We start from the raw sequence: 23,071 nt of genomic DNA, 5'->3' as shown, positions 1-23,071 counted from the left end.
ATTCAGGAGGCTATAGAGCTATGAAGTGGATGTCCGCCGTATTCGTCAAATCCGTCGCCTTGTCCCTCGCGCTGTCTCTCTCGCTGCTCGTTGCCGAGCCGGACCCTTCCGTTGATCCTCCCTACGCCAAGTGGGGCCTGATCGCCGTGAAGGAAGCCCAGAAAAAATACAACTCGGAAATTACGGATTACCTGCATATCGGACGCATCAATCTGTCGCCGACGGAAGCGGAGGAAACGTTCAAGCTGCTGCTGAGCCGGCAGGGTATGCCGGCAGCTGTGCTGGCTACCGTCCGGTTTAACACGGTGACCGAAAGACTGATATCCATTAAGTTCAGAGACACACAGCCTTAAAATACAAGCCTTAACAGCAAACTTGTTCAGATCGTCACAGCAGGCTCGTTCAGATCGCCAGCTGCTCCAAATGCTTGACGCAGTTGAAAAGCCCGCATTCCCAGCTCTCCTCGATCTTTCGGATGACGGTGATGGATGTGTTATGCAGATGCTCGGACGTGTCCGTGTGCGGAATCAGAACAGGAAGCAGCGTGCCGATCAGCGCCCCGTGGCTCACCACGAGGACGCGATCTTCAGGATGGCTGGCGCAAATGTCCATGACCGCCTCCATTCCTCTGGCAATCATCGAGTCGTCGGTCTCGATCCCGAGATCCAGCGAAGCCCAATCATAACCCCATCGAAGCACCCGGTCTTCCTCGACCGTTCCTTCGATCTGACCGCAGTGGATTTCCCGCAGCCGCGGATCGACCCGGACGGTGAGCCCCAGCGCGACTGCAATCGTTTCGGCGGTTTCCCGCGCCCGCGACAAATCGCTGGCATAGACGGCGTCCCACTGCTCTTTCTTCAGCCGTGCAGCCAAGGCTCTTGCCTGGGCCCGCCCGGTTTCGTTCAAAGGGATATCCGTCTGGCCTTGCGCCCTGCGCTCAATGTTCCAATCCGTGATGCCGTGCCTTACAAATCCGATCGTAGTCATTTGCCAACATCCTCCTTGTCGTAAAACTTCATATGGCCCTTCGTCTCCCGATAATAGGCGAGCCGATCCGCAAGCGTGCCGGTATGAAGCTCAAACCGGTGCCCGTCCGGGTCCAGGAAATATACCGAGAACTTGTCCCGCTCATCCCGCAGCCTGCCCTCAAGTACGCGAACGCCGTAACTCTGTAGTCGGGACAGCCAGGCTTCGAAATCCTGATCTTTCACCGTAAATGCGATATGAGTATAAGTCGATGGTGTATCCCCCCGCTCCGCATCCTCCTGATTCAGTGCAATCCAGAGTCCGGCAAGATCAAAGTAAGCCAGCTTCCGGCCCTGCACAAGCAGCTGGGCGCCCAGAACGTCTCTGTAAAAAGCGATGGACCGATCCAGATCCGAAACGGAAAAACAAAAATGATTCACACCCTGTATGTTCATGATTCCTCCTGCATTCAGCCTTTTCGTACCCCACCGCTGGCCGTTAACAAGGCTAATCCCACACCTGATCCAGCTTATCGGCATAAAAGGCAATCGCCTTCCGGTACGCTTGGATCCCGCTGTCCGCGCTGGTTTCCGCAAGCTGTCCGAGGAGCTCCTCCATTGCAGCGGCATGCTCCCCCAAATTGTACAGAGCCATGGCGTAAAAAACAGAAAACTCCCTGCGTTCGGGAAACTTCTCCATCGCCTGCTTCAACAGCGACTTTGCGTCCTCATATCGTCCCAGCGTACGGTATGTACTGCCGAGCCCAAGCATCGCCCCTGCCAGCTCATCGTCCTGCAGTCCGAGCGAAATCGCCTTTTCATAATAAGGCACGGCTTCCTTCTCCAAGCCTAGTACGTCGTGGGTCCATGCGGTCTGATACAAGATCACTGGATGCTCAGGATGTTCCGCCAGCAGGGAAAGCCAAATTCCCTTGGACTGCTCGGCATTCCCTGACTGCCGGAGCGTTACGGCGTTCCTGAAGGTGCGGCGCCCGGAAAAATCCTCTCTTCCGGCCCTGAAAACGATCAAATGGCCGTCCCGCAGGTGGTTTTCCCGAAAACCGAGCCTTCTCAGAACCTTTTGCGATCGAGGATGATCCCGCTCCACATGGGCCTCGATCTCATCCAGCTTCATCACTTCAAAGCCGACCTTCATCAATTCTTCGAGCGCCTCAGGCATATAACCGCTGCCCCAATACTCCGGACACAGATCATAGCCCATTTCCGCCCTTTCCCTTTCGCCGTCCTTGACCCAGCAGTGGAATCCGCAGGTGCCCATAAACGTATCGTTGTCACGGTCAAATATGGCATACCTGCAGCCGGAACTGCGGGTAAGCGCAATAATTTCGTCCGCTTCCTCCAGGCTCACCAAAGGCTCGATATCCATGAACCGGGTTACTTCCGGGTTGGAGAACAGCCGAAAGACGTCTTCCCGGTCCTCCGGCTCAAGCGGCCTCAACCTCAGCCTCTCCGTATGCAGGACAGGGTACTGTACATCGCGCATCGCTGGGCCCCCTTCATGTTGAAATTTTTGCAAAAAACGCCGGATTACCATATTGCATATAGTACCAAAAATAAATATTGACAAGATAACAGTTTTGTGGTATAATAAAATATTTATTTTGACATCCGACTTTCCTGTCCGTAATATAGACTCTGTCTTAAAATCCATGAGTTGGAATTAGGGAGGAATCGAAGGATGAGTACGAACCAAACTGCCGCAAACGTGTTTATGCTGGACGTATCCGCCGTCATGATGGGCAGCGTTAACACCGTTCACCCTGCGGTCATTACGGACGGAAACGATACGCTCCTGATTGACACCGGCTACCCCGGTCAGTATCCCCTCTTGCGGGAAGCGATGAAGTCCCATGGCCTATCGATCGATTCGATTACCCATGTCATCATTACGCATCAGGATCTGGATCATATCGGCAGCCTGCCAGCCATACGCCAGCACGCCCCTCGTCCGGTCGAAGTCATGTCCAGTCAAGAAGAAAGGCCCTATATTCAGGGTGAAAAGCGTTTGATCAAGGTAACCCCGGAGGCGATCGAACGGGCCAAAGCGTCTCTGCCTCCGGAAGTACCTGCAGAATGGCGTAATGCCTTTATTTCTACGCTGGAGAATCCACCCCGGTCGCCTGTCGATACAATCATCCATGAAGGGGAAGAGCTCCCCATCTGTGGCGGCATCGTCGTGATTGGCACACCGGGGCACACTCCCGGGCATATAAGTTTATACCATCGGCCGACCCGGACTCTGATTGCGGCCGACGCCCTCCGGGTCGTTGACGGAGAGCTGCATGGGCCGGATCCCGACACGACCGTCGATATGCCGCTTGCGACGCAGTCCATCGCCCAACTGGCCGCCTACGACATATCATTCGTTATTTGCTACCACGGCGGAAAACTTGAAGGATCCGTTGTACAGCGGCTACTAGAGCTAAGCGGAACGCAGCGTTCCCTTTAGAAAGAAGGATCAACGGCCCGTTCGCAGCCCGCAACCTGAGTGCTGTAGTAGTCGTAAGCTCTATGCATTTTTGCCATATATTCCGGATCCCCGCTGGAACAGGCAAAGCGGATATCTCCTCCGCGCTGCGTTCCGGACGTTGCCGTTTTCTTAAGAATATAGTCCAGCCTCCGCACCGTCCCGGCGCTCCCGTCAATAATCTCAATATGCGGCGGCAGAATTTGCCTCAAGATCCGGGTATAGAAGGGATAATGCGTGCATCCGAGCACCAGGGTTCCGTATTCTTCCAGCCGGTAATCGGCAAATTTATCCAGAAAATACCGTGTCATCCGGTCCGGGTCGAACTCCAGCGATTCGCAGTATCCGACCAGCTCGGGGAGCGGCAGGGAGTCTACGATGCTGTGGTCATCCACCCTGGAAACGAGCTGGGTGTATTTAGACTGGTGCAGGGTCAGCGGGGTTGCCGCCACCAGCACCCTTTTCCCGGTCAGCCGGTTCATTTCAACTGCGGGCTTAACCGCAGGCTCCATCCCGATGATCGGAATGTCGTATTCCCGGCGAAGCTCCTCCGCCGCGGCGCTTGTCGCCGTATTGCAGGCAATGACAAGCGCTTTGATCTCGTCCTGCAGAATCATGTCCACGGACTGGCGGACATAATCCAGAACCTGATCCTTTGTCTTGGTTCCGTAAGGAACGTGAAGCGTGTCTGCAAAAAATAAAAAGTCTTCGTTGGGCAGCTGCTTTACGGCTTCAGACAGCACGGTCAGTCCGCCGAGGCCTGAATCAAAAAGCGCAATTCGCATGTTGTTCACCTGATTTTTCTTAATAATTGCTCCGGGCGCATATGAATGGCTGCCCGGCGATGTTCCATCCGGGGCCGTCAGCCCCGGAGTTATTATATCATGTTGTCCGGGCATCTTCGGGAAATCTGTAAACCATGCCGATAAAGAGCACGTTCCGCCCCCCTACCATCGAGGAGAACTCGCAGGTCTCCCTGAATCCTGCCCTGCTGTATACCTTTGCGGCACGCTGATTGAATTTGGCCACCGCTAGGCGGATTCCCTTCCCGGGAAACTTATCGGAAACATAAGCCATGCCTGCTTTTACAAAATCCAGGCCGGCGCCCCGCCCCGTCAGCTCGGGATTCATGCCCAATCCGTAATCAACGCAGGTATCATCTTCGTATAGACCGGCCCCATAACCTCCGGCAACACGGGCTGAATTGCCCGTGCAGTAAAAACCGACCAAATTTCCGGCGGAGTCCGACGCTGCTGCATAATCCCCGTTCATCAGCTCCAATATATCTTCTTCATCTGCTGCCATACTATAGAAGTCGTACGGCGCCGGATAGCGCCATGTCGATATCCGGGCGGCAGCTTCCCGGGTCATCGGTTGAATCTGTATTTCCATGCCTAATGGTTACCTTCCTTCAAGTTTTACTGCTCACCAAGTCCACGGCCGATAAAATTGGCCGAAACCCTTGGCACATGAAGCTCTTTGGCCCAAACGGACAGCTGACCCATATGATGAATTTCATGGGCGATGACGTGCTTTGCGACCTCCCCGTAACGCAAGGGTCCGGCATGCCAGGCGGCCTTGACGATTTCCCCGTCCCGCTCAGGACTTCGGCTCAGAATCAGCGGACGAAGCTCTGTCACGTAGCTGTCGGACAAGGCTCTGACTTTGCTCAGGGTCGCGAAATCCTCGAATTTTGGTTCTGCAGCCTCCTTGCCTTCGGCAGCCAGCATCCAACTGTACTCGACGTCAGCGATGTGGAACAAGGTTTTCAGGATGGAGCCAACTCCGCCCGTTCGCTCCTTCAGTAATTCTTCATGACTTAACTGTGCGCAGACATCAAACCATTCATCGCGTACCTGCCAATTATATAGAAAAAGGGATTTCATCATTTCCTCCTGGCGCAGTGTTCCTGCGCTCATTGTTCATGTTATGAACCCGACGCTTGCCCCGACCGGGCGGGCCCCCGGGAAAATTGTTCGGCAGTTTCAATTTCCTTAAATTATTTTTCCTGCGGTACGGTCTTCAAGGGCTCGGCAACCATCCAGACATGGCCGAACGGATCCTTGATCTTCCCAACCAAGTCCCCGTGTGGCTGTGCGGCAACCTTCCTAAGTATGGCCGCTCCAGCCGCAACGGCGTTGTTCACTGTTTCCAATGCATCCTCAACGGTGATATACAAAATCACCGGCGTCCCACCGAGTGTTTCCGCTGCGGTATTATGCTCCGGAAATTCGTCCGCGACCATGAACCGCGCATCACCGACCCGGATTTCAGCATGCGATGTTTTCCCGTCTTCCGTAACCATCCGGTTCGCTTCCGTCGCGCCAAACACCGATTGGTAAAAAGAAATTGCAGCGGCAGCATCATGAACGGCCAACATCGGAATGATACTCAAAGCCAGCGCCCCCTATTAAAGATCATATCAGTTCTATTAATATAATCGCTTTTCGTAGCTTTCCGCCAGCGACCGTGCGACCTGCTCCTCCGTAACCTTTAATCCGCGCACATGATCCGCAATGATGGCGGCAGGATTTGGCAGGTTCTCCCGCTTCGGCCATTGTTCCGGATCCCACAGCTTGGAGCGCTTGAAGGCTTTGGCACAGTGAATATAGCACTCCTCGACCTCCACGCCGATGCCTATTTGCGGGATTTTCCCCTGGGCGGATAGTTTCTCCATCAGCTCAGGATCCGCAGTAATGCAGGCCTTTCCGTTAATCCGGAGCGTCTCCTCCAGACCTGGAATGATAAAGATCAGCCCGGCACTCGGGTTCTGCAAAATATTTAGCAGCGAATCATACCTCCGATTACCTGGTCTTTCCGGAATGACCAGCCGCGTATCATCCAATATGTATACAAAGCCCGGTGCATCCCCGCGGGGTGATACGTCGCAGCTGCCCTCCGCGTCACTCGTGGAAAGGAGCAGCAGCGGAGACTTGGAAATAAATTCGCGGCAGTGGGAATCCAAACGCGTAATAACCTTGTTCCTGACCAGTTCGCTGGGAGGACTGCTCAGTAATCGAAGCTCCTCCTCCGATTGAATGATTGCCTTAAAAGGACTTGCCGTCATCGCTCATCCCCCTGTTTCTCATTCATTTTGTATATAATATAATCCAGCTTCTCCTCAACTCTCCTCAAGGCGGCATCAGAATTTCTGACATGCCTGCTGCCGTTGGATACGTATTTGAACAAGCCGAAGAAAAACAAAAGGATCAAGCCGATCACGACAAGCGAAAATACAAGGCTGAACACGTTAACCGACACTTCCAACGCACCTCCATGAACCTATTATAATCGTTTTGGACAGGGAAGACAGCCGGACGGGCGCTTATCACTTCGGCTTTTCGGATCAAGCTTGTGAATTTGCCCCTTGCCCATGATATCATATCAAGTAGTACACCATTTACATAAAGGGAGATGAAGGATGTTGAAACAGGAACTCACGGAACGGTTAATCACTTACGCCAGGGTGGAGACCCAATCGAATGAAGAAAGCAGCACCACACCTTCGACCCCGGGACAGCTTACACTCGCGCGCATGCTGGTGGAAGAGCTGAATTCCATCGGCATGAAGGACGTCACGATGGATGAGAACGGCTATGTCATGGCCACGCTTCCTTCCAATACGGACAAGGATGGCGTGCCGACGATCGGCTTCCTAGCCCATGTGGATACCGCAACGGATTTTACCGGCAAAGGCGTCAATCCGCAAATCGTCGACAACTATGACGGAGGCGATATCGTTCTGAACGCAGGACTAGGCGTCGTCCTTTCCCAAAAGCTGTTTCCTGAGCTGCCTCAGTACAAAGGGCACACGCTGATCACGACGGACGGAACGACCCTGCTTGGCGCAGATAACAAAGCCGGCATTGCCGAAATCATGACGGCGATGGCTTACCTGATCGGCCATCCGGAAATCAAGCACGGGACGGTAAGAGTCGCGTTTACTCCCGACGAGGAAATCGGCCGCGGCCCCGAGAAATTCGATGTTGCGGCTTTCAACGCCGATTTTGCCTACACCGTGGACGGCGGTCCTCTTGGCGAGCTGGAATACGAGAGCTTTAATGCAGCCAAGGCAAGCATCACGATCCAAGGCACCAACGTTCATCCGGGCACGGCGAAGAACAAGATGGTAAACTCGATCAAAATCGCCATGGAGCTCAATTCCATGCTTCCACCGGAGCAGGCGCCCGAGCATACGGAAGGCTATGAAGGATTCTATCATCTGCTCTCGCAGAACGGAGATACCGAACGCACAAAAATGGAGTACATCATCCGCGATTTTGACCGGACGGAATTTGCCGCCAAGAAGGAGCATCTGACCCAGGTCGTGAAGCAGCTTCAGGCAAAATACGGCGAGGAGCGCGTCATCCTGGAAATGCGCGATCAGTACTACAACATGAGGGAAAAAATCGAGCCGGTAAAAGAGATCGTCGACGTAGCCTACGAAGCGATGGAAAGCCTGGGCATCACGCCGATTGTCAAGCCGATCCGCGGCGGAACGGACGGTTCCCAGCTCTCCTATATGGGGCTGCCGACGCCGAATATTTTTACGGGTGGTGAAAACTTCCACGGCAAGTTCGAATACATTTCCGTCGACAATATGCTGAAGTCGGTACAGGTCATCATCGAAATTCTGAAGCGCTTTGAAGCAAGAGGCGTATGAGCGTCGTTCCGGAGGGAAACAACCAGCGCAATATCGAACGTTTCTCCGGATACGGGGATACCTACGACCGCTACCGGCCCGCAGCGCCTCCTCTGGTGACGTCCCTCCTGACTGGGTACCTTCAGCGCAAGCCGGAACTGGTGCTCGATCTGGGCTGCGGCACCGGGCTGTCCACGCTTGCCTGGAAAAAGCACGCGGACCAGGTTATCGGCATCGAGCCGAATGACGACATGCGCAGCGTCGCGGAGTCCAAGCTGGAGCAGATGACGGATGCAGCCCACATCCGCTTTATGGCAGGCTACTCCAACCAGCTTGCCGTCAGCAGCGAAACCGCCGATATTATTACGTGCTCGCAGTCTTTTCACTGGATGGAGCCGGCAAGCACGCTGCTGGAGGCTGCCCGGGTGCTGAAGCCCGACGGCATCTTCGCCGTCTACGATTGCGACTGGCCGCCGACGCTGCATTGGCAGGTGGAGCAAGCCTACGAAGAAGTGATCAACCGGGCCGACGGCATCATCCGCGAACAGCTCAGCCAAGAGAAGCAGGCTGTCAAAAGGGATAAGGAAAAGCATCTCGCGGCCATTAAGGACAGCGGCCATTTCAGGTTCGCCAAGGAAATTGTGTTCCATCATGCGGAGGATTGCGATGCTGACAGGTATTTCGGCATCGCAATGAGCCAGGGCGGAGTTCAAACGGTCCTCCGGCTAAACCCGAAGGAGCTGGATGAAGACATTAAGCGTTTCAAACAGGTCGTCGTTGACTTCTTCCAGGAAAGGACGCTGCAGGTTTTGTTCAGCTACCGGATGAGGCTCGGCGTAAGAAAAACTTGAAGATGACAAAAAAATCAGGCCAAGCAGCCGGTTCGACATTCCTCCTCAGTGAAGGAGAAGCAAATCGAATTGCTGACGCCTGATTTTTTTGCCTGCTTCTTCAGCCCTGATCCCCTTAAAAGTAAATCTTCATCGCTAAATATCCCCCACTTGATTCACTTTGGCAATTGACAAGTAGACACTGACCAAGCCAATCAGGCCCAGCACTACGTATAACATGTTCGTGTTCAACGGAATATGAAGCAGTCCTGCGAAATTCGGGAACTGCATGAGAAAAACGGAGCAAATCACGGTCGGAATGACCGCCCTCTTCCAGATCCCGAACAAAAACAGCGGAACAAAGCTGATCACCGAGACAACCGCGGAATGAACGATCGACTTGACCGTAAACGAAATGATGTCCGCGAGGGTTGGCAGTCCGTGAATGACGTCGATGAACAAATCGAACACATAGGTGGTAATTCCGGATAGAACAAAAGATATAAGCGTACACAGGAAAACCGCCAGGAAGATAAACCAAACTTTGGCCATAACCAGTTTCTTGCGGCTAATGGGATATCCGAATGAAAGGGACATCGTTTTATTCTTATATTCCTCGATAAATACGTGATTAATCATGGAGGCGCCGAACAGAACAAACCCCATTTGGATCGCCGACATCAGCTCCATCGCGCTTGAATAACTCTCCTCAAAATCCGTGAACACTAAATCAGCCATGACCACTTTTAAAAAGAAAACGGGAAGAAACATAAGGATCACCCAATAGATCATCACTTCACCGATAACCTTTTTCTGCTCTAATTTTCTCCACTCGAGCTCAATCAGTTTATTCAAACTTATCGCCCCCCTGGATTTGGTGGTAAAAATAGTCTTCCAGCGTACTCGTATGCTTCTGAATTTCCTCAATTTCAATATCGTTCGATATCAATGTTTTCGAAATATCACTTGTGGATCGGGCCGTGTCGTATACACGAATCCTTGTGTCCTTCACAATTTTGATGTTGGAAATTTGGAGCTTATGTTCAAGCAAATAGACCGTTTTCTGCACATTCGAAGTGACCAGTTCGATATAATCGGTCCGCAACTTCTGAATGTCGGCCAGTGCGACTTCATTCACCAGTTTCCCGTGCTGAATCATCCCGATTCGGTCAGCCATCTGCTCGATTTCACCCAGGATGTGACTAGACAGGAGAAACGTTATGCCATATTCCTTGTTTAACATCCGGATTAATTCCCGCATATCTTTAATCCCGATGGGATCCAGCCCATTGGTGGGTTCATCCAGGACAATCAGCTCAGGCTTCGTAATCATGGCACGGACGATTCCCAGACGCTGTTTCATGCCAAGCGAGAAGTCCTTCACTTTCTTGTCATCAATCCCATGCAAATTGACCATATCCAGCGCTTGGGTGATGGCCTTTCCGTCATAAAAGCCCAGATATTCACAGTGAATCCGCAAGTTCTCCATGGCTGTTAGATGTTCGAAAAATATCGGATATTCAATGATGCTCCCGACTCGCTTTAACCCGTCTTTTGCAGATTCCGTAAACTTCTTGCCAAATAGCATGATTTCTCCCGATGTGGGGATGATGAGTCCCGTGAGCATTTTCATGATCGTCGTTTTACCGGCACCGTTCGGTCCAAGCAAGCCGTAAGTTTCTCCTTTTTTTACCGTGAGATTAACATTCGAAGTAATCGTTTTTCCCTTTACCGTTTTGGTAAGCTCATAGGTTCGAATGACGTCGCTCATTTGAGTTATGATCCTCCCGTCTATATTCATCCTTTGAATTACTTCTATCGTAAAGCAAGGAATGGATCATTTTTCTTACTCAATCCTTACAAGTTTCTTAAGTTCGTAAAAAGAGGCGTTCAGACAGAACACCTCTTACGGGAGATCTAATATGGCACCTGTTTAAAAATGCATGTAAACGTCGTTTTCTCAAACGGTGTGCTCGTAAGCCGAATCGATCCTTTCATCGCCTCCGTTAAACGTTTCGAAATGCTAAGGCCTAGTCCGCTACCCTGAAATTGCGGGTTTCGGGCGTCATCTAATGTGTAAAGTCTTTCAAACACGCGGTCCTGGTGAACTTCTGTAATGCCTTTTCCGCGATCCCAGACGTCGACAGCAACCGATTCGCCTTCTTCCCGAAGCGTTAAACCAAACACGCCTCCGTCGCTTCCATACCGGATTGAATTTGATATTAAATTGTTTAATATTCGTTGCAGCGCATGCTCATTAGCGAGTATGTAAAGGGGACGCTCCGGAATTTCAAGCTCCACCCGAAGACCTCGGGATGTCAGAAGCTCATAAAATTCAAGCACGCTTTGGCGGCAAATCTCATTGAGGGAAATTTTGCTGAGCGGGATTTCGTAGTCTTCCGACTCGATTTTAACGAGATCAAAAAACTGGTTAAGCAATGCGACCAGACTGTTCACTTTATCGTTTAGCCGCAGAATCACCTGCTTCCTTTCTTCTTCGGTAATCGATTCTTCCTGGTTCAGCTTTTCGGCATATCCCAGAATGACCGTCAGGGGCGTTTTCAAATCGTGGGACATGTTGGATATCATTTTCTTCAGACTATCCTTGGTTCTGGCATAATCCGCAATCACTCTTTGGTTATAATCCAGCAGACGGTTGATTTGGATCAGCAACTGCTGCACGGCTTGCTGGTCGGTTTGGAAAAGCACCTTCTCGGCGGTTTGATGTTCGATGATCTCCATGATTTTATTCGATATTTCCTGTACATTCCGATTCCATGTTCTGCGGGAAACAAACTGCCAAATATTCATTAGGAGCAAAACAGCAATGGCCGCGCTTAGAAAAATAACCATGGCTACCCTCCCAGTTTATATCCGATGCCCCAAACGGTACGAATAAACTGGGGATTTGAAGGATCTTCCTCGATTTTTTCTCGAAGCCTGCGGATATGAACGTTAATCACGTTTTCATTCCCATAATAATCGTCTTGCCAGACGAATTGATAGATTTGCTCCTTGGTGAACACCCTGCTCTGATAAGTTAAGAATAATTTCAGAATATGAAACTCCTTGGAGGTAAGCGTAACACTCTGGCCTCGGACCTGCACAGAAAACGTGCTTAAATCAAGAGTGAGGTCCTTATAATGAATCCGATCCTCTGTCGGCTGATTATCCGTCCGGATATATTGCGTTGCCCTGCGTATGGCAGCTTGCACTCTGGCGGTTAGTTCAATCATGGAGAACGGCTTGCTTAGATAATCATCTGCGCCAAAACCAAGTCCTAGAGCCTTGTCAAGGTCGCTGCCTTTTGCGGAAATAATAACGACGGGAACGACGCTTCTTTCCCTGATCTGCTTGAGCACATCCATGCCATTTACTTTAGGAAGCATTAAATCCAGCAAAACCAGATCAAACTCCTGCTTATCAATAAATGATTCCGCTTCTTCCCCATCCAGCGCGACTAACACTTCATAGTTTTCCTGTTTTAAATGACTCTCAATCAGCTGGCTGATTTCCTTATCGTCTTCGATTAGCAGAATGCGCTTTGGCACGCAGATCCCCCCGAGCTCCTCGTATTTTGACCGGTGAAATTTCCAACACCTACACTCTCCACTTCCGGATGAGCTGATTGGTCACTTCCGACAACAGCAGGCCAAGGGCGATCGCGCCCGAAATCATAAACGCTTCGGCTCCCAGCTGGACTGCCTGGTCATATTGATTCTCGACCGCGTTGCGCATCGCGTCATAAGCCGTTCCGCCCGGGACCAGCGGAATGATGCCCGATACGCTGAACACAATGATCGGCGTGCGGTACCTTTTGGCGAACAAATGGCTGATCATCGTGACGCAGTAACTGGCGACAACGGTGGCTGTAATCCGCAGCACGTGCATATCCTGAAGCCATATATACAGCAGCCAGCCGACCATCCCGGCAAATCCGCACTGCAACAGCGCCTTTTTCGGGGTGTTGAAGAGCATGCCAAACGCAGCCGATGCGACGAAGCTCGTGACGAGTTGTTCAATGTACATACGGCATCCTCCTCATTGAAATGACAGCATAAACGCGATGCCCGCCCCGATCGCAAAAGAGGTGATGAACGCCTCGGCCCCCTTCGACAAGCCGGAAACCAGGTGGCCTGCCATCAAATCGCGGATCGCGTTAGTAATCAGCAGCCCCGGTACGAGCGGCATGACCGAGCTGATGACGATAATGTCCAGGTCCCGCCCGAAGCCGAATTTGACGAACAGGATCGAGCAGAGGCCGATCGCCAGCGCTCCCGAAAACTCGGCGAAGAACTTGACCGGAATCATCCGCTGCAGCATTAGCGTGCCGTAATATCCGAGTCCTCCGGCCACAGCCGCGGGCAGGAAATCGGGCCAAATGCCGCGGAACATGATCAAGAAACAGCCACTGGCCAGCGCCGCCATCAGCAAGCGCAGCCACAGCGGGTAAATATCACCTGTCCGCTGGATGTTTTCCAGCTCCCGGCGCGCTTCAGCGATGGTCAGCTCCCCTTTGCTGATGCGGCGGGATATGCTGTTCACGCGGTCGATTTTATGCAAATTCGTCGTCCGGTCCGAAATTCGGTTCAGCCTCGTGATCGGCTGCGGATCCTCCATAGAAAAAATGAGTCCCGTAGGGGTCATGTAGCTATGCGTTTTATCCACGCCAAAAGAAGCGGCAATCCGTACCATGGTATCTTCCACCCGGTACGTCTCCGCTCCGCTCTGCAGCATGATTTGCCCGGCCAGCAGGCATACCTTCATGATTTCGTGCTCCCTCTGCACCAAGTCTTCCAAAGCTCTTCCTCCCGTATGCGCAAAGCCCTATGTTAGTTACAGTATAATCGGTTTGCCGGACAAAAACACGGACAAGCGTCACTTCCTCGTAATAGTGCAGTATCCTCCGGAGTAAGAAGTACCCTTCTGTTATTGTGGCTTAACTCCGATATACAGCAGATGAGAGGAAGCACCTAGGATATATGGGTCTTCTGCAGCCTCCATGACACGGTTCAGAAACCGCTGATATTGCTCTGGACCGCGGCCCCGCCAGTATGCCCACTGTTCCTCGTTCATAGACTGCACCACGCTGCCGGATGCGATTAACTTCACGCTGTCGAAGCCATGCTGCTCCATGAAGGGACGAATTTCATCAATCGGAAAATAATAAGCTCCCGTAAACCGGCCATCATCGCTGTGGTTGAATACACCCGATCTCATAAACTCATCAATGCCGTCCATCGTATCATTCGGCTTCCAGGACTGCGGATGCAGCAGCGAATTTATTAAATGCTTCGTCCGGGACATAAAGGCGACAAATACATGTCCGCCGGGTTTGACCACCCGGAAGAGTTCCCGGGCCGCCTGGTTCCGGTCTTCCTCCTGCTGAAGATGGTACAGCGGCCCAAGCATCAAAACAGCGTCAAACCGCCCGTCTTCAAATCTTCCAAGATCTCTTGCATCGGCCACGTGGATCCCCTGGAACCGTTCCTCCAGCTTGCATTCCTTCACCTTGCCGGCCGCGAGGCCGACGAGGCGCGGAGACAGGTCGGTCAAGGTTACGTCATAGCCTTCCTGCGCCAACGCAACCGCATATTTGCCCGGCCCCGCCCCGTTGTCGAGGACATGTGTTCCCGGCTTCAAATACCGTTTAATGAAATGGAGGTTGACCATAAATTCGACCGGCTCCCGTTCCAGTCTCCCCCATTCATCAAACTGATTATAGTAATCGATTATGCTGCCCATCTTTCCGCTTCCTTTCCATAGACGGATTCCCGTCCTTCAGATTTCAGAGCTTATCCCAAGCCAAACCGGTTTCCAGAACCGACTGGCCGGCGATATCCAGCGTTTTTTCAGAGACAGGACTTCCGCCCATTTTTATATAAAATTGACGCGCTGGATTATCCTTGAGCACCCACACGTACAATGAACCGAAGCCGTTCTCACGGAAGGCTTGGATCAGCGTGTTCACCAGCAATCTCCCCTGTCCCTTTCCCTGATGTTCCTGAAGCAAATACAAGGCGTAGATTTCCGCATCATACCCGGCCACTTCCTCCCGGCATTTTCCCCCTTGTATAAACCCGGCCACCCGTCCGGCTTCATCCTCGGAAACGAATGTCCACAAGTCCTTATCCCCCCGGCTTAGAAGCTGCTTCCACCGCTCCATCCGGCTCTCCACCGTCAGCTGGTCCAGATAGGCGTCTGCGATCATGCCTCTGTAGGTCGTTTTCCAGCTTTCCACGTGGACCTTGGCCAGCACCGGGTAATCATCATAAGCAGCCTGTCTGATGCTCATACGGAAAATCTCCTTTCGGATAGTACACATTCCAATGCATTCATTCTCACTAGCGTTGATCAGCCTCGAAAAAACTTGATCACCGTCTGACATGCCATTATAATAAAAAAAGAACAAATGTTCTCGTTCGAGATACGTCGATCTTAACTATGTAAATACATACCTGTAAAGATGGAGGAGATAAAAACATGAATCCCTGCTGCCAAAGCGCCCTGCATCATATAGACGTGGCAATCCGTTCCGTTCTCGAGATCATGGACGGTCTGGATGAATGCGATCTGCCGAAGCGGCCGACCCCCGGCAAATTTTCCGTAGGCGAGCTGCTGGAGCATCTCGCCATGCTGCCGCTCGCCGATTCGATCATTTCGGACGGTGCCTCTCAGGAAGAGATGGCTACATTTTACAGCAGGACATCGTATTCGACGAGCGCGCGCATCCGCCAAGCCTTTCAAGATAACTATGAATCCCTTGTTCAAAAATACGGCTCGCTGACGGAAGCCCAGCTTCAGGAAGAGGTTTCCTCCTACTGGGGGGCATCATATACTCGGTTCGGCTGGCTGCTGGAAATTTTGGCGCATGTATATCATCACCGGGGTCAGCTTCATTCCATGCTCGTGCATGATTTGGGACTTGACTCACGCGTTTCTTTATTTGAGTAGTACATAACTTTTCATTCGGCTGCCGCGTTGGAACAAGGGCCTCCTCCCTTTACGTTCAAGGACGGTCCCTTCAAGATATGCCCGGTAAGGTTACTTTCTCAAAATGTTCAACGACCGGGAAAGGGTCGTAATAGTGATGCAGCAGCCCTTTCCACCGAGCATAAGATTCGGACTGCCTGAATCCATCCGTATGGTCCTCAAGGGTTTCCCACTTCACGAGGAGGAGGTATTTGTTTGGAACCTCCATACAGCGCTGAAGCTCGTGTCCGATGTAGCCTTTCATGGAAGATATAATACCCGAAGCCTCCCGGAAGGCTTGCTCAAATGCTTCGCCCTGCCCCGGCTTCACCTGCAGCATCGCGGCTTCCAAAATCATATCATTTTCCTCCTGACTCTTTGCCAACTTCACCACGCGTCCTGAGCCGCGCCTATACTTCGAGGTCAAGCACAAGCTCCCCATTTATGAATTGACCGGTCTCTTTAAAACCCAGCCCTTTGTACAGTCGGTTTGCGGCTGTATTGTCGGGAACATGCGAGATTCTGATAACAGTACAGGCCGGATGCTCTTTTTGCTTGCGAAGGACGGCGGATAATCCCGCTTTGCCGTAACCTCTGCCTTGATAATTCCGGTCGATCATGAACCTGACGATCCAGAAGCAGCCGTCTTCCGGATACGGCTCCTCATCGAACAGCGCAAATCCTACCATAATATCATCTGCATAAATCGCGTAGGGATAGCAGGTTTTCTCCTCGGCCGCCTTTTGCAATGAATTTAGATTTGAAGCCACAAATCTCAACTGGTCATCCCTGGGGCGAAGCTCGATGCACTGCTGGCGGATATCGTCGGTAACGGGTTTTAAATATACAGGATCCATACAGCCACCTCCTATCTACAGCTTCTTGACGGATTCCGCGATCGTAATCTGTTTTTCCTGATCCCACACATCATGGATTTCAAAGGTTCCCTCCTCGAAGAAGAGCGGAAATCTCTTGCGGAACCATGGCTGCATTGGCAGCTCCAGCGCATCTTCAATCGTTACCCAACGGAGCTCGCCTTCCGGCGGATCGGCGAGGAGTTCTCCCTCGTAATCGTTGGCAACGTAATTGAACACCATGTAGCGGTAATTTTTGGCCGGATCGGCAAATTCGTCAATTCCTTTAAACTCCAGATCCTTTACCCGAAGCCCGGTCTCCTCCCATACCTCGCGGATCGCCCCGTCCGAAAGACTCTCGGGGAATTCCACCTTGCCGCCGGGGCCGATATATCCGGGAAAACCGCGGTCATCCGGACGATTCAGAAGCAGGACACGGTCGCCGTCCCGCACCAGGCACATCGTATACAGCGCGACCTCCACGGCTGCGGTTTTGGTAGTCTCCATTCCTTGCACTCCCTTTTTTCTATGTTCTCTTCCTCATTTATTCCGGAATATAACATCCTGCGTGATTTCCGGGGCCATGTCGTAGGCTGCACTCAATCCCTTTTCCTCTATAGCTTGTTTCGATACCCTCTTTAGCGTAATCGACCCGGTAAACTCCGATCGGAACAAGGGCAGGCTGACCGCCGCGCAGCCTTCGTCCACCCATCGGGCCTGCAAATGCTTGAGCCCGGCGATCTCCGTCTCGATCCCTTCACGGTACCATGGATGCTCCTCATCTTTGGACACCCCTGGCTCATTGAGACATACGTACAGCGACAGGCTGTCGCACAGCTTCAGCAGGTTAAAATGGCGCTCCACCCGGCTGGCGTCCAATCCGCTGAGCTGACTTTGAATCCGTTCCTGCCGAAGGAGCTCTTCCTTGTAAAACCGGGCGGCTTCCGGTTCTTCCGCATAACGGATCTGCTGGAACGATGCATAATGCTTGCTGCAGAGCAGACCTGCATACGGATCCATCGCTTCCGCCTCATCCAGGCCGGCTCGGTACGAAGAAAGCTTGGGCTCAAGCGGATAGTTGATAAAGGAAAACGGGCTGCTGCTTTCTGAATCCCATAACGGATTCTCGTCCAAATATCTCCAGCCGCGATCATGCTGGGTAATGGCCAGCACCGCAGCTTCACGGTCTGATCCTGTCGGCATCCACTCCGGCAACAAATGCTCTGCGATCTGTCCCGATAACTTGGCATGATCATGCTGGCGAATCAGGACGAAGCCTTCCGGTTGTTCTCGGACAATCATCACATTCACCCTCCATCGGTTGATGTTTTTACTAATATTAACTTTTCGAAGCCTATTTTCCCAGCAAAAATTTACTTGTGGATCGCCAACCTTCCCTCGCCTTGCACCATCAGCAGAAAAAAACCTCCAACCGGAACATTCCGGCTGGAGGCTCAATATCACATGGGGAAGGGGAAGAGCTGGTGCAGATGTTGGTATTGCCAATTAGAAATCTGAGGTAGCGATTTGAATCGTACCGAACACCGGACCGGCAGCTGAAGCCAGCAGAGCGGCGACAAGCAGACGTTCCACTGACAGCGTCAAGCTGTTTGCCGCCGGGATCGTATAAGTGACAACAGGGGCGTTGACGCGGGTGATGACAAGGTCAACCGGAAAAGCCGACGTATTATTCACCGTGACCGCAGCATTGATTCCGCCGGCAAGATTCTCATAGAACGACTTGCCGACACCAGCGGCTAGCGAGTAGAACTGCTCTGGTAACAAAATAGCCATGTGACATGACCTCCTTTACCATTTGATAGATTATCCTATGCTTGAAATCTATCAATGCAACGATACTTGCCGCTAGATTGAAACACATTTTAATAGACGCCCAGCCCTGCAGTGACGATTCTGACCGCTTCCTGCAGGTCTATTCTTTATATCAAATCCAGACGGAGCCGGACCATATCCTGCACTTGGATTCCGTCTTCATAGAATACTTCCTCGTAGTGTCGTATAAAAAAGCCCGGGTCCACTCCAACAATCCGGAAACCGCAGCGTTGATAAAGTTTCATTTGAGGAAAGCTGGAGTTGGCTGTGCCGATTTCCACCGCATGCGCTCCCTGCCTCCTGGCTTCTTCGACGGCGTTTTCGATCAGCATTTTGCCGATCCCTTTGCCCTGCAGGTCTTCCCGTACCGCGATATTGACGATTTCAACCGTTTTCGGATGCGTATCGATCAGCACATACTCTCCCGCCAATTCGCCGTTGAGGTAAGCTCCATACCCCCTGCCCCTGGCGACGTAATCCTCAACCATCTCTTTGGATGGATCAGCAAGCAGCAGCAGGTCATAGGGGATATCCTCGCCGATTCCCCACGGTTGAATGGTTATTTCCATCTTGCAAATCACCTCTTTCGATCTCATGAGCCAAGCTTCTGATTTGGCATATGCCATATGTAAAGTTTTCCTTTCCACCCTGGGGGCCGCTTGCTACAATAGAGAAGCTAATGCATCAGGACGGAGGATTAATCAAACCATGCGGTTACTGCATCAGGTCTCGTCAGAATGGAATCGCCTCAACCGGAATATCCGGCTCTTTTTTCTTGCCAATTTGCTGTATCAGATCGGGACAGGCATGTTCTCGGTGCTTTACAATCTTTACGTGCAAACGCTGGGTTACCCCGATACGATGAACGGCACCTTGGTGAGCGTCCAGTCGTTTGCGACGGCGCTTATTTTCATACCGATCGGACTGCTGGGGGACCGCACCAGCCATAAGCTGCTCTTAATGACCGGCGCATTGTTTACAGGTCTGAGCTTCATGGGCAGGTCGCTGGCCAGCGGTGAATCCGCCCTGATCGTCCTGTCCGCTGCAGCCGGCCTGTTTGCGGCCTTCTTCCAGGTGATCGCCGTCCCGTTTCTGGCCGGGAATTCGGACAAGAAGCAGCGGCTGAAACTGTTCAGCTACCACTTCTCCCTCGTGCTGGCCGCCCAGGTCATCGGCAGCAGCGGCGGCGGTTACCTGGCCGATGTGCTCCAGTCCGCCGGCTGGAGCAAAATTCAGAGCCTGCAGGCTGTGCTGTTTACAGGGGGAGCCGCCAGTGTGCTTGCCTTTTTGCCCTTGCTGCTGGTCCGGCAGAAGCCGGCTGTCCAAAAAGACGCTTCGGCCGCTTCGGCCGCTTCGGCCGGGCCTGCCCTGTCCCATCCGCTCCCATCTTCAGCGCGGGAGGACTGGAGCGCCATCGCCAAATTTACGCTGGCCCAGCTGATTGTCGGCCTTGGCTCGGGACTGGTTGTGCCTTATCTCAATCTGTACTTTACGAACCGCTTTGCCGTATCCCTTACGGCCGTCGGCATCCTGATTTCACTCGGCCAGGTCATGACGATCGTGTCGATGCTGATCGGCCCGTCGCTGGCAAGCCGCGTCGGACCGGTCAAGGCCGTGGTGCTGTTTCAGATGATGTCCCTGCCTTTTTTGCTGCTGACCGGTTTCACCAACCTGTTCGCAGTCGCTTGCTTCAGCTTCCTTTTCAGGCAGGCACTGATGAATGCGGCCAATCCCATCCAGTCCTCGATCACGGTTGACCGGGTATCCGATGCCCGCAGAGGGATCGCCAACTCGATGACGCAAACCGCATTCATGCTCGGCTGGGCTACAATGGGACCTGTCCAATCCCATTTGCTTACCGCTTACGGGACGTACTGGGGCTATGCGCTGACTTTCAGCATGACCGGCATCCTATACATCAGCGCATCGGCCATCTATTACTTTATGTTTAACGAGCGCAAGCAGAAGTCCGCTTCTCCGCAGGCGGCTAACCAGAACGCTCCAGCCTGAATGCTGTACACCACTTCCTGCAGGAACCTTCCAGCTAATCACCGTCCCCTCAAAACCGCAAGAATGGGCCGGTGCATAGCGGAAGGAGCTCCTGCAGTTTGTTTATAGTCAGCGTCCCTTCCGGCAGGAGCGGACCCGATTCAGCAGGCGTAGTGAGCAGCAGTACGGGGCGCAGACCTGCCGCAGCGGCTCCCTGCGCGTCCTTTTCGGGATGGTCACCCACAAACCAGCAATTCTCCGGACGGGCCTGCAGCCTGCTCAGCGCCATTTCGTAAATTCGCCGGTCCGGCTTCTTGACCCCCGCCTCTTCCGAAACGATAACCGCATCGAAATAGCCTCTGAACTGCACCTGGTCAAGCTTGGCATACTGGGTTCTGGCCGAGCCGTTCGTGACGCACCCGATCCGGACTCCCCTGCTTTTCAGTTCCTGCAGCACCAGTTCCGCTCCGTCCATCGCTACGGTGCAGGAGGGAAATTCAGCGAACCAATAAGCGAGCAGGTCTTCTGCGGTCGTCGCCTCCTCCCTCATTGGCAGTGTCCGCCTCATTTCCTCATACAGCTCCCTTTTTTCCCGATAGCCATTCCGGTCTGCGGCACGCAGCTGTTCCACCAGCCTCAGGCGATGCTCAGGGTTGTGCGCGGCGGCAAACCTGTCGATAAATTTTCGCGAAAACTGCTCAAACGCCTGTTTACGGTTCACCAGCGTATTATCCAAATCAAATAGAACAGCTTCCATAACCTCTACTCCCCCTAGTTAAAAAAACGGAAATGATCCAACTGGGTTTTGATTTGGTCGAATTTCTTCCGCACCGCACCCCTGTGATCGGGCAGCAGGGGAATATGGGCCATGTCCGCAATCCGCTCCGCTACCTGGCTTACCGACAGCTCAACGGTATCGATATGCTCCCGGAATATGTCTTGGGATAGACCTTCAATACAGCGTCCGGCCTGCTGAGCGCCCCATGAGTTTGATCGTTCCCCCCGGCTTTTCAAGCGCTGCAGGATGACTTCGCGCGGAGCGCATAACGCAAAATGCTTCACGATCATGCCGTCCGTGCGCAGCCTGCCGACGATTTCTTCAAAATATACCGGATCGACCACGGTCATTGGAGCGATGATGACTCCGTCGTATTCACAAGCGATGTGCTTCAGCATGGCATAGTTGAATTCCCGCCATAACGGATATTCCTGAAAATCGGGCCTCTTGATGCTGGGCGGAATATTTTTGCGGATAAAATACCCTGCATTCTCTGGATCGTACACGAAAGAATTCGGTATGCGGCGGTGAAGCTCGAAGGCAGTCTGCGTTTTTCCTGCGCCAAACGCGCCGTTTATCCATAGGATCATCCATCATCCCTCAACTTTGACGATATTTTGGAGATTTGCTTCTCACATCCGTTCCATTATACACCAAAAAAACCGGCGGAGCGCCCCGCCGGTTTTTCCCATACCCTATGCCGCAGCATCCCCGGATCATCCAGAAGAGGCTATGGTGCACTATGCTGCTCTTCCGCTGATCATCCTGTAAATTCCTGCACCCACTCGTTATTGTAAAAGGCGATCCCGATATGGGTGTAGCTTTTGTTTAGGATGTTGGCTTTGTGTCCCGGGCTGTTCATCCAGTCCTGCATCACCTGCTGAGGGGATGTCTGCCCGTTGGCGATATTCTCTCCAGCCGAGTTGTACGTAATCCCGTATTCCTTCATCATGTCGAAGGGAGATCCGTGGGTCGGGGAGTTATGGTCAAAATACTTGTTGTCATACATGTCTTTGGCTTTGGCCATCGCCATGTTGGACAGTTTGGAATCCATGCTGAGCGCATCCATACCTGCTTTGGAGCGTTCCTGATTCACCAGATCGAGCACTTGTTGAGCGTATGCCGAAGCATCGCCGCTCGCAGGGGTCTGTTGGTTGTTCGTACCAGAAGGAGCCTGGTTTTTCGGGGTTCCCGCAGGAACCTGAGTGGCTGGCGTACCTGTTGGCGTTCCCGTTGGCGTACCTGTTGGCGTTCCCGTTGGCGTACCTGTTGGCGTTCCGTTTGGCGTTCCGGCTGGTGTTGTTGGTGCTCCGGTCCGCGCACCGGAAGGCGTTCCCGCCGGCTGCTGCGGCGAAGTTCCTGGTACCGCCCCTGGCTGCTGAATCAGATTAAGCAAATCCGAAGTCAGGTCTTTTTGATTGACTTGTTTGACGGTCAAATGGGATTTACCCGCTCTGTCCGTAGACGTCGATGAGGCTGAAGTGACGATTCGGGTCGGAGCCGCTTGACGGATATGGCTTGCACGGTTCGTCTGCTTGGTGGTCACCTGCTGGCGCGCTGTTGAAGCGCCGTGATCCGCGCAGCCTGTAATTAAGATCAGAACGGCGATCATAACAATTTTTTTCATATGACGAGTGCTGCCTCCCTAATACGGTTGAATGTAAGATACCGACTTAATTTTTCCGCAACAAGGAGGATTTATACCGCCAAAGTATGCTTA

The 23,071-nt window shown here is 52.5% G+C and carries 32 protein-coding genes; 6 read left to right on the top strand and 26 right to left on the bottom strand.

Going from position 1 to position 23,071, the window contains the following annotated elements; translation table 11 throughout:
- The first annotated feature begins 20 nt into the window (after nt 1-20).
- Nucleotides 21-353 (top strand): DUF3889 domain-containing protein, encoded by a 333-nt coding sequence (locus ABIE48_RS09825; RefSeq protein ID WP_076167758.1) that lies wholly within the window; start codon nt 21-23, stop codon nt 351-353.
- 49 nt (nt 354-402) lie between these two features.
- Here the strand turns inward: ABIE48_RS09825 and ABIE48_RS09820 are convergent, their stop codons facing one another.
- The 3 genes from ABIE48_RS09820 to ABIE48_RS09810 are packed head-to-tail and all read right to left on the bottom strand — an operon-like array spanning nt 403 to nt 2,469.
- Nucleotides 403-987 carry a histidine phosphatase family protein gene (locus ABIE48_RS09820; RefSeq protein ID WP_192714678.1) on the bottom strand — a complete coding sequence of 195 codons (585 nt, stop codon included), beginning with the start codon at nt 985-987 and terminating at the stop codon, nt 403-405.
- Nucleotides 984-1,421, bottom strand: a complete 438-nt coding sequence (gene fosB / locus ABIE48_RS09815) for a metallothiol transferase FosB (protein ID WP_192714679.1) — start codon at nt 1,419-1,421, stop codon at nt 984-986. The genes ABIE48_RS09820 and fosB overlap by 4 nt, the downstream gene beginning before the upstream one ends.
- A gap of 52 nt (nt 1,422-1,473) precedes the next feature.
- Nucleotides 1,474-2,469 (bottom strand): tetratricopeptide repeat protein, encoded by a 996-nt coding sequence (locus ABIE48_RS09810; RefSeq protein WP_354518768.1) that lies wholly within the window; start codon nt 2,467-2,469, stop codon nt 1,474-1,476.
- Nucleotides 2,470-2,664: 195 nt separating this feature from the next.
- Here ABIE48_RS09810 and ABIE48_RS09805 point away from each other — a divergent pair, with 195 nt between their 5' ends.
- Complete coding sequence (locus ABIE48_RS09805; protein ID WP_260869230.1) at nt 2,665-3,435, top strand: MBL fold metallo-hydrolase; 771 nt, start codon at nt 2,665-2,667, stop codon at nt 3,433-3,435.
- Here the strand turns inward: ABIE48_RS09805 and murI are convergent.
- From murI to ABIE48_RS09775, 6 genes are all read right to left on the bottom strand, one after another.
- On the bottom strand, nt 3,432-4,238 hold the full coding sequence (gene murI, locus ABIE48_RS09800; RefSeq protein WP_145021631.1) for a glutamate racemase: 807 nt from the start codon (nt 4,236-4,238) through the stop codon (nt 3,432-3,434). The two genes, ABIE48_RS09805 and murI, sit on opposite strands and share 4 nt — an antisense overlap.
- A 97-nt stretch (nt 4,239-4,335) precedes the next feature.
- Nucleotides 4,336-4,845, bottom strand: coding sequence for a GNAT family N-acetyltransferase (locus ABIE48_RS09795; RefSeq protein ID WP_145021633.1), 510 nt, complete (start codon nt 4,843-4,845; stop codon nt 4,336-4,338).
- A gap of 26 nt (nt 4,846-4,871) precedes the next feature.
- Nucleotides 4,872-5,339, bottom strand: a complete 468-nt coding sequence (locus ABIE48_RS09790) for a DinB family protein (protein WP_145023123.1) — start codon at nt 5,337-5,339, stop codon at nt 4,872-4,874.
- 113 nt (nt 5,340-5,452) lie between these two features.
- The gene (locus tag ABIE48_RS09785; RefSeq protein ID WP_192714680.1) at nt 5,453-5,848 is read right to left on the bottom strand and encodes a VOC family protein; all 396 of its coding nucleotides are present in this window, start codon (nt 5,846-5,848) and stop codon (nt 5,453-5,455) included.
- A 36-nt stretch (nt 5,849-5,884) separates the two neighbouring features.
- Entirely contained in the window at nt 5,885-6,520 is a 636-nt protein-coding gene (locus tag ABIE48_RS09780) for a pyridoxamine 5'-phosphate oxidase family protein (protein ID WP_192714681.1), read from the bottom strand.
- Nucleotides 6,517-6,714 carry a hypothetical protein gene (locus ABIE48_RS09775; protein WP_076167781.1) on the bottom strand — a complete coding sequence of 66 codons (198 nt, stop codon included), beginning with the start codon at nt 6,712-6,714 and terminating at the stop codon, nt 6,517-6,519. The genes ABIE48_RS09780 and ABIE48_RS09775 overlap by 4 nt, the downstream gene beginning before the upstream one ends.
- A 163-nt stretch (nt 6,715-6,877) precedes the next feature.
- Between ABIE48_RS09775 and pepT the strand changes: the two genes are divergently transcribed.
- The gene (gene pepT / locus ABIE48_RS09770; protein ID WP_145023124.1) at nt 6,878-8,116 is read left to right on the top strand and encodes a peptidase T; all 1,239 of its coding nucleotides are present in this window, start codon (nt 6,878-6,880) and stop codon (nt 8,114-8,116) included.
- Entirely contained in the window at nt 8,113-8,946 is an 834-nt protein-coding gene (locus tag ABIE48_RS09765; protein WP_192714682.1) for a class I SAM-dependent methyltransferase, read from the top strand. The genes pepT and ABIE48_RS09765 overlap by 4 nt, the downstream gene beginning before the upstream one ends.
- 135 nt (nt 8,947-9,081) lie before the next feature.
- Here the strand turns inward: ABIE48_RS09765 and ABIE48_RS09760 are convergent, their stop codons facing one another.
- From ABIE48_RS09760 to ABIE48_RS09725, 8 genes are all read right to left on the bottom strand, one after another.
- Entirely contained in the window at nt 9,082-9,780 is a 699-nt protein-coding gene (locus ABIE48_RS09760) for an ABC transporter permease (RefSeq protein WP_192714683.1), read from the bottom strand.
- Nucleotides 9,773-10,696 (bottom strand): ABC transporter ATP-binding protein, encoded by a 924-nt coding sequence (locus ABIE48_RS09755; RefSeq protein WP_192714684.1) that lies wholly within the window; start codon nt 10,694-10,696, stop codon nt 9,773-9,775. Before ABIE48_RS09755 ends, ABIE48_RS09760 begins: the two co-directional genes overlap by 8 nt.
- Nucleotides 10,697-10,842: 146 nt before the next feature.
- A complete protein-coding gene (locus ABIE48_RS09750) occupies nt 10,843-11,778 on the bottom strand; it encodes a sensor histidine kinase (RefSeq protein ID WP_116231140.1) in 936 nt (311 codons plus the stop codon).
- Between the two features lie 2 nt (nt 11,779-11,780).
- A complete protein-coding gene (locus ABIE48_RS09745) occupies nt 11,781-12,476 on the bottom strand; it encodes a response regulator transcription factor (protein WP_354518764.1) in 696 nt (231 codons plus the stop codon).
- A 49-nt stretch (nt 12,477-12,525) separates the two neighbouring features.
- A complete protein-coding gene (locus ABIE48_RS09740; RefSeq protein WP_076167793.1) occupies nt 12,526-12,954 on the bottom strand; it encodes a threonine/serine exporter family protein in 429 nt (142 codons plus the stop codon).
- 12 nt (nt 12,955-12,966) lie between these two features.
- The gene (locus ABIE48_RS09735; RefSeq protein ID WP_145021645.1) at nt 12,967-13,725 is read right to left on the bottom strand and encodes a threonine/serine exporter family protein; all 759 of its coding nucleotides are present in this window, start codon (nt 13,723-13,725) and stop codon (nt 12,967-12,969) included.
- A gap of 129 nt (nt 13,726-13,854) precedes the next feature.
- Nucleotides 13,855-14,670, bottom strand: a complete 816-nt coding sequence (locus ABIE48_RS09730; protein WP_145021648.1) for a class I SAM-dependent methyltransferase — start codon at nt 14,668-14,670, stop codon at nt 13,855-13,857.
- Between the two features lie 43 nt (nt 14,671-14,713).
- Nucleotides 14,714-15,220, bottom strand: coding sequence for a GNAT family N-acetyltransferase (locus tag ABIE48_RS09725; protein WP_192714685.1), 507 nt, complete (start codon nt 15,218-15,220; stop codon nt 14,714-14,716).
- Nucleotides 15,221-15,408: 188 nt separating this feature from the next.
- Here ABIE48_RS09725 and ABIE48_RS09720 point away from each other — a divergent pair, with 188 nt between their 5' ends.
- On the top strand, nt 15,409-15,879 hold the full coding sequence (locus ABIE48_RS09720) for a DinB family protein (protein ID WP_145021654.1): 471 nt from the start codon (nt 15,409-15,411) through the stop codon (nt 15,877-15,879).
- Nucleotides 15,880-15,949: 70 nt separating this feature from the next.
- Here ABIE48_RS09720 and ABIE48_RS09715 read toward each other — a convergent pair whose 3' ends face one another.
- From ABIE48_RS09715 to ABIE48_RS09690, 6 genes are all read right to left on the bottom strand, one after another.
- A complete protein-coding gene (locus ABIE48_RS09715; RefSeq protein ID WP_145021657.1) occupies nt 15,950-16,255 on the bottom strand; it encodes an antibiotic biosynthesis monooxygenase family protein in 306 nt (101 codons plus the stop codon).
- A 52-nt stretch (nt 16,256-16,307) separates the two neighbouring features.
- Nucleotides 16,308-16,754, bottom strand: a complete 447-nt coding sequence (locus ABIE48_RS09710; protein WP_145021660.1) for a GNAT family N-acetyltransferase — start codon at nt 16,752-16,754, stop codon at nt 16,308-16,310.
- A gap of 15 nt (nt 16,755-16,769) precedes the next feature.
- Complete coding sequence (locus tag ABIE48_RS09705) at nt 16,770-17,258, bottom strand: 8-oxo-dGTP diphosphatase (protein ID WP_145021663.1); 489 nt, start codon at nt 17,256-17,258, stop codon at nt 16,770-16,772.
- A 33-nt stretch (nt 17,259-17,291) separates the two neighbouring features.
- Nucleotides 17,292-18,053, bottom strand: a complete 762-nt coding sequence (locus ABIE48_RS09700) for a DUF3891 family protein (protein ID WP_145021666.1) — start codon at nt 18,051-18,053, stop codon at nt 17,292-17,294.
- A 204-nt stretch (nt 18,054-18,257) separates the two neighbouring features.
- On the bottom strand, nt 18,258-18,545 hold the full coding sequence (locus tag ABIE48_RS09695) for a hypothetical protein (protein WP_076167812.1): 288 nt from the start codon (nt 18,543-18,545) through the stop codon (nt 18,258-18,260).
- A 146-nt stretch (nt 18,546-18,691) separates the two neighbouring features.
- Nucleotides 18,692-19,153, bottom strand: coding sequence for a GNAT family N-acetyltransferase (locus tag ABIE48_RS09690; RefSeq protein ID WP_145021669.1), 462 nt, complete (start codon nt 19,151-19,153; stop codon nt 18,692-18,694).
- Here ABIE48_RS09690 and ABIE48_RS09685 point away from each other — a divergent pair.
- Nucleotides 19,140-20,594 carry an MFS transporter gene (locus ABIE48_RS09685; protein ID WP_192714686.1) on the top strand — a complete coding sequence of 485 codons (1,455 nt, stop codon included), beginning with the start codon at nt 19,140-19,142 and terminating at the stop codon, nt 20,592-20,594. The two genes, ABIE48_RS09690 and ABIE48_RS09685, sit on opposite strands and share 14 nt — an antisense overlap.
- Before the next feature lie 49 nt (nt 20,595-20,643).
- Here ABIE48_RS09685 and ABIE48_RS09680 read toward each other — a convergent pair whose 3' ends face one another.
- From ABIE48_RS09680 to ABIE48_RS09670, 3 genes are all read right to left on the bottom strand, one after another.
- Nucleotides 20,644-21,330 carry an HAD family hydrolase gene (locus ABIE48_RS09680; RefSeq protein WP_145021671.1) on the bottom strand — a complete coding sequence of 229 codons (687 nt, stop codon included), beginning with the start codon at nt 21,328-21,330 and terminating at the stop codon, nt 20,644-20,646.
- Nucleotides 21,331-21,344: 14 nt separating this feature from the next.
- Complete coding sequence (locus ABIE48_RS09675) at nt 21,345-21,941, bottom strand: AAA family ATPase (protein WP_192714687.1); 597 nt, start codon at nt 21,939-21,941, stop codon at nt 21,345-21,347.
- 170 nt (nt 21,942-22,111) lie between these two features.
- Nucleotides 22,112-22,978, bottom strand: coding sequence for a CAP domain-containing protein (locus tag ABIE48_RS09670; RefSeq protein ID WP_354518759.1), 867 nt, complete (start codon nt 22,976-22,978; stop codon nt 22,112-22,114).
- Between the last annotated feature and the right edge of the window lie 93 nt (nt 22,979-23,071).

Origin of the sequence: Paenibacillus sp. OAE614, from assembly GCF_040546645.1 — a bacterium.
Classification (GTDB): Bacteria; Bacillota; Bacilli; order Paenibacillales; family Paenibacillaceae; genus Paenibacillus_AQ; species Paenibacillus_AQ favisporus.
Note: the sequence above shows the minus strand (reverse complement) of the source record. Positions and strands in the feature narration are given on the sequence as shown.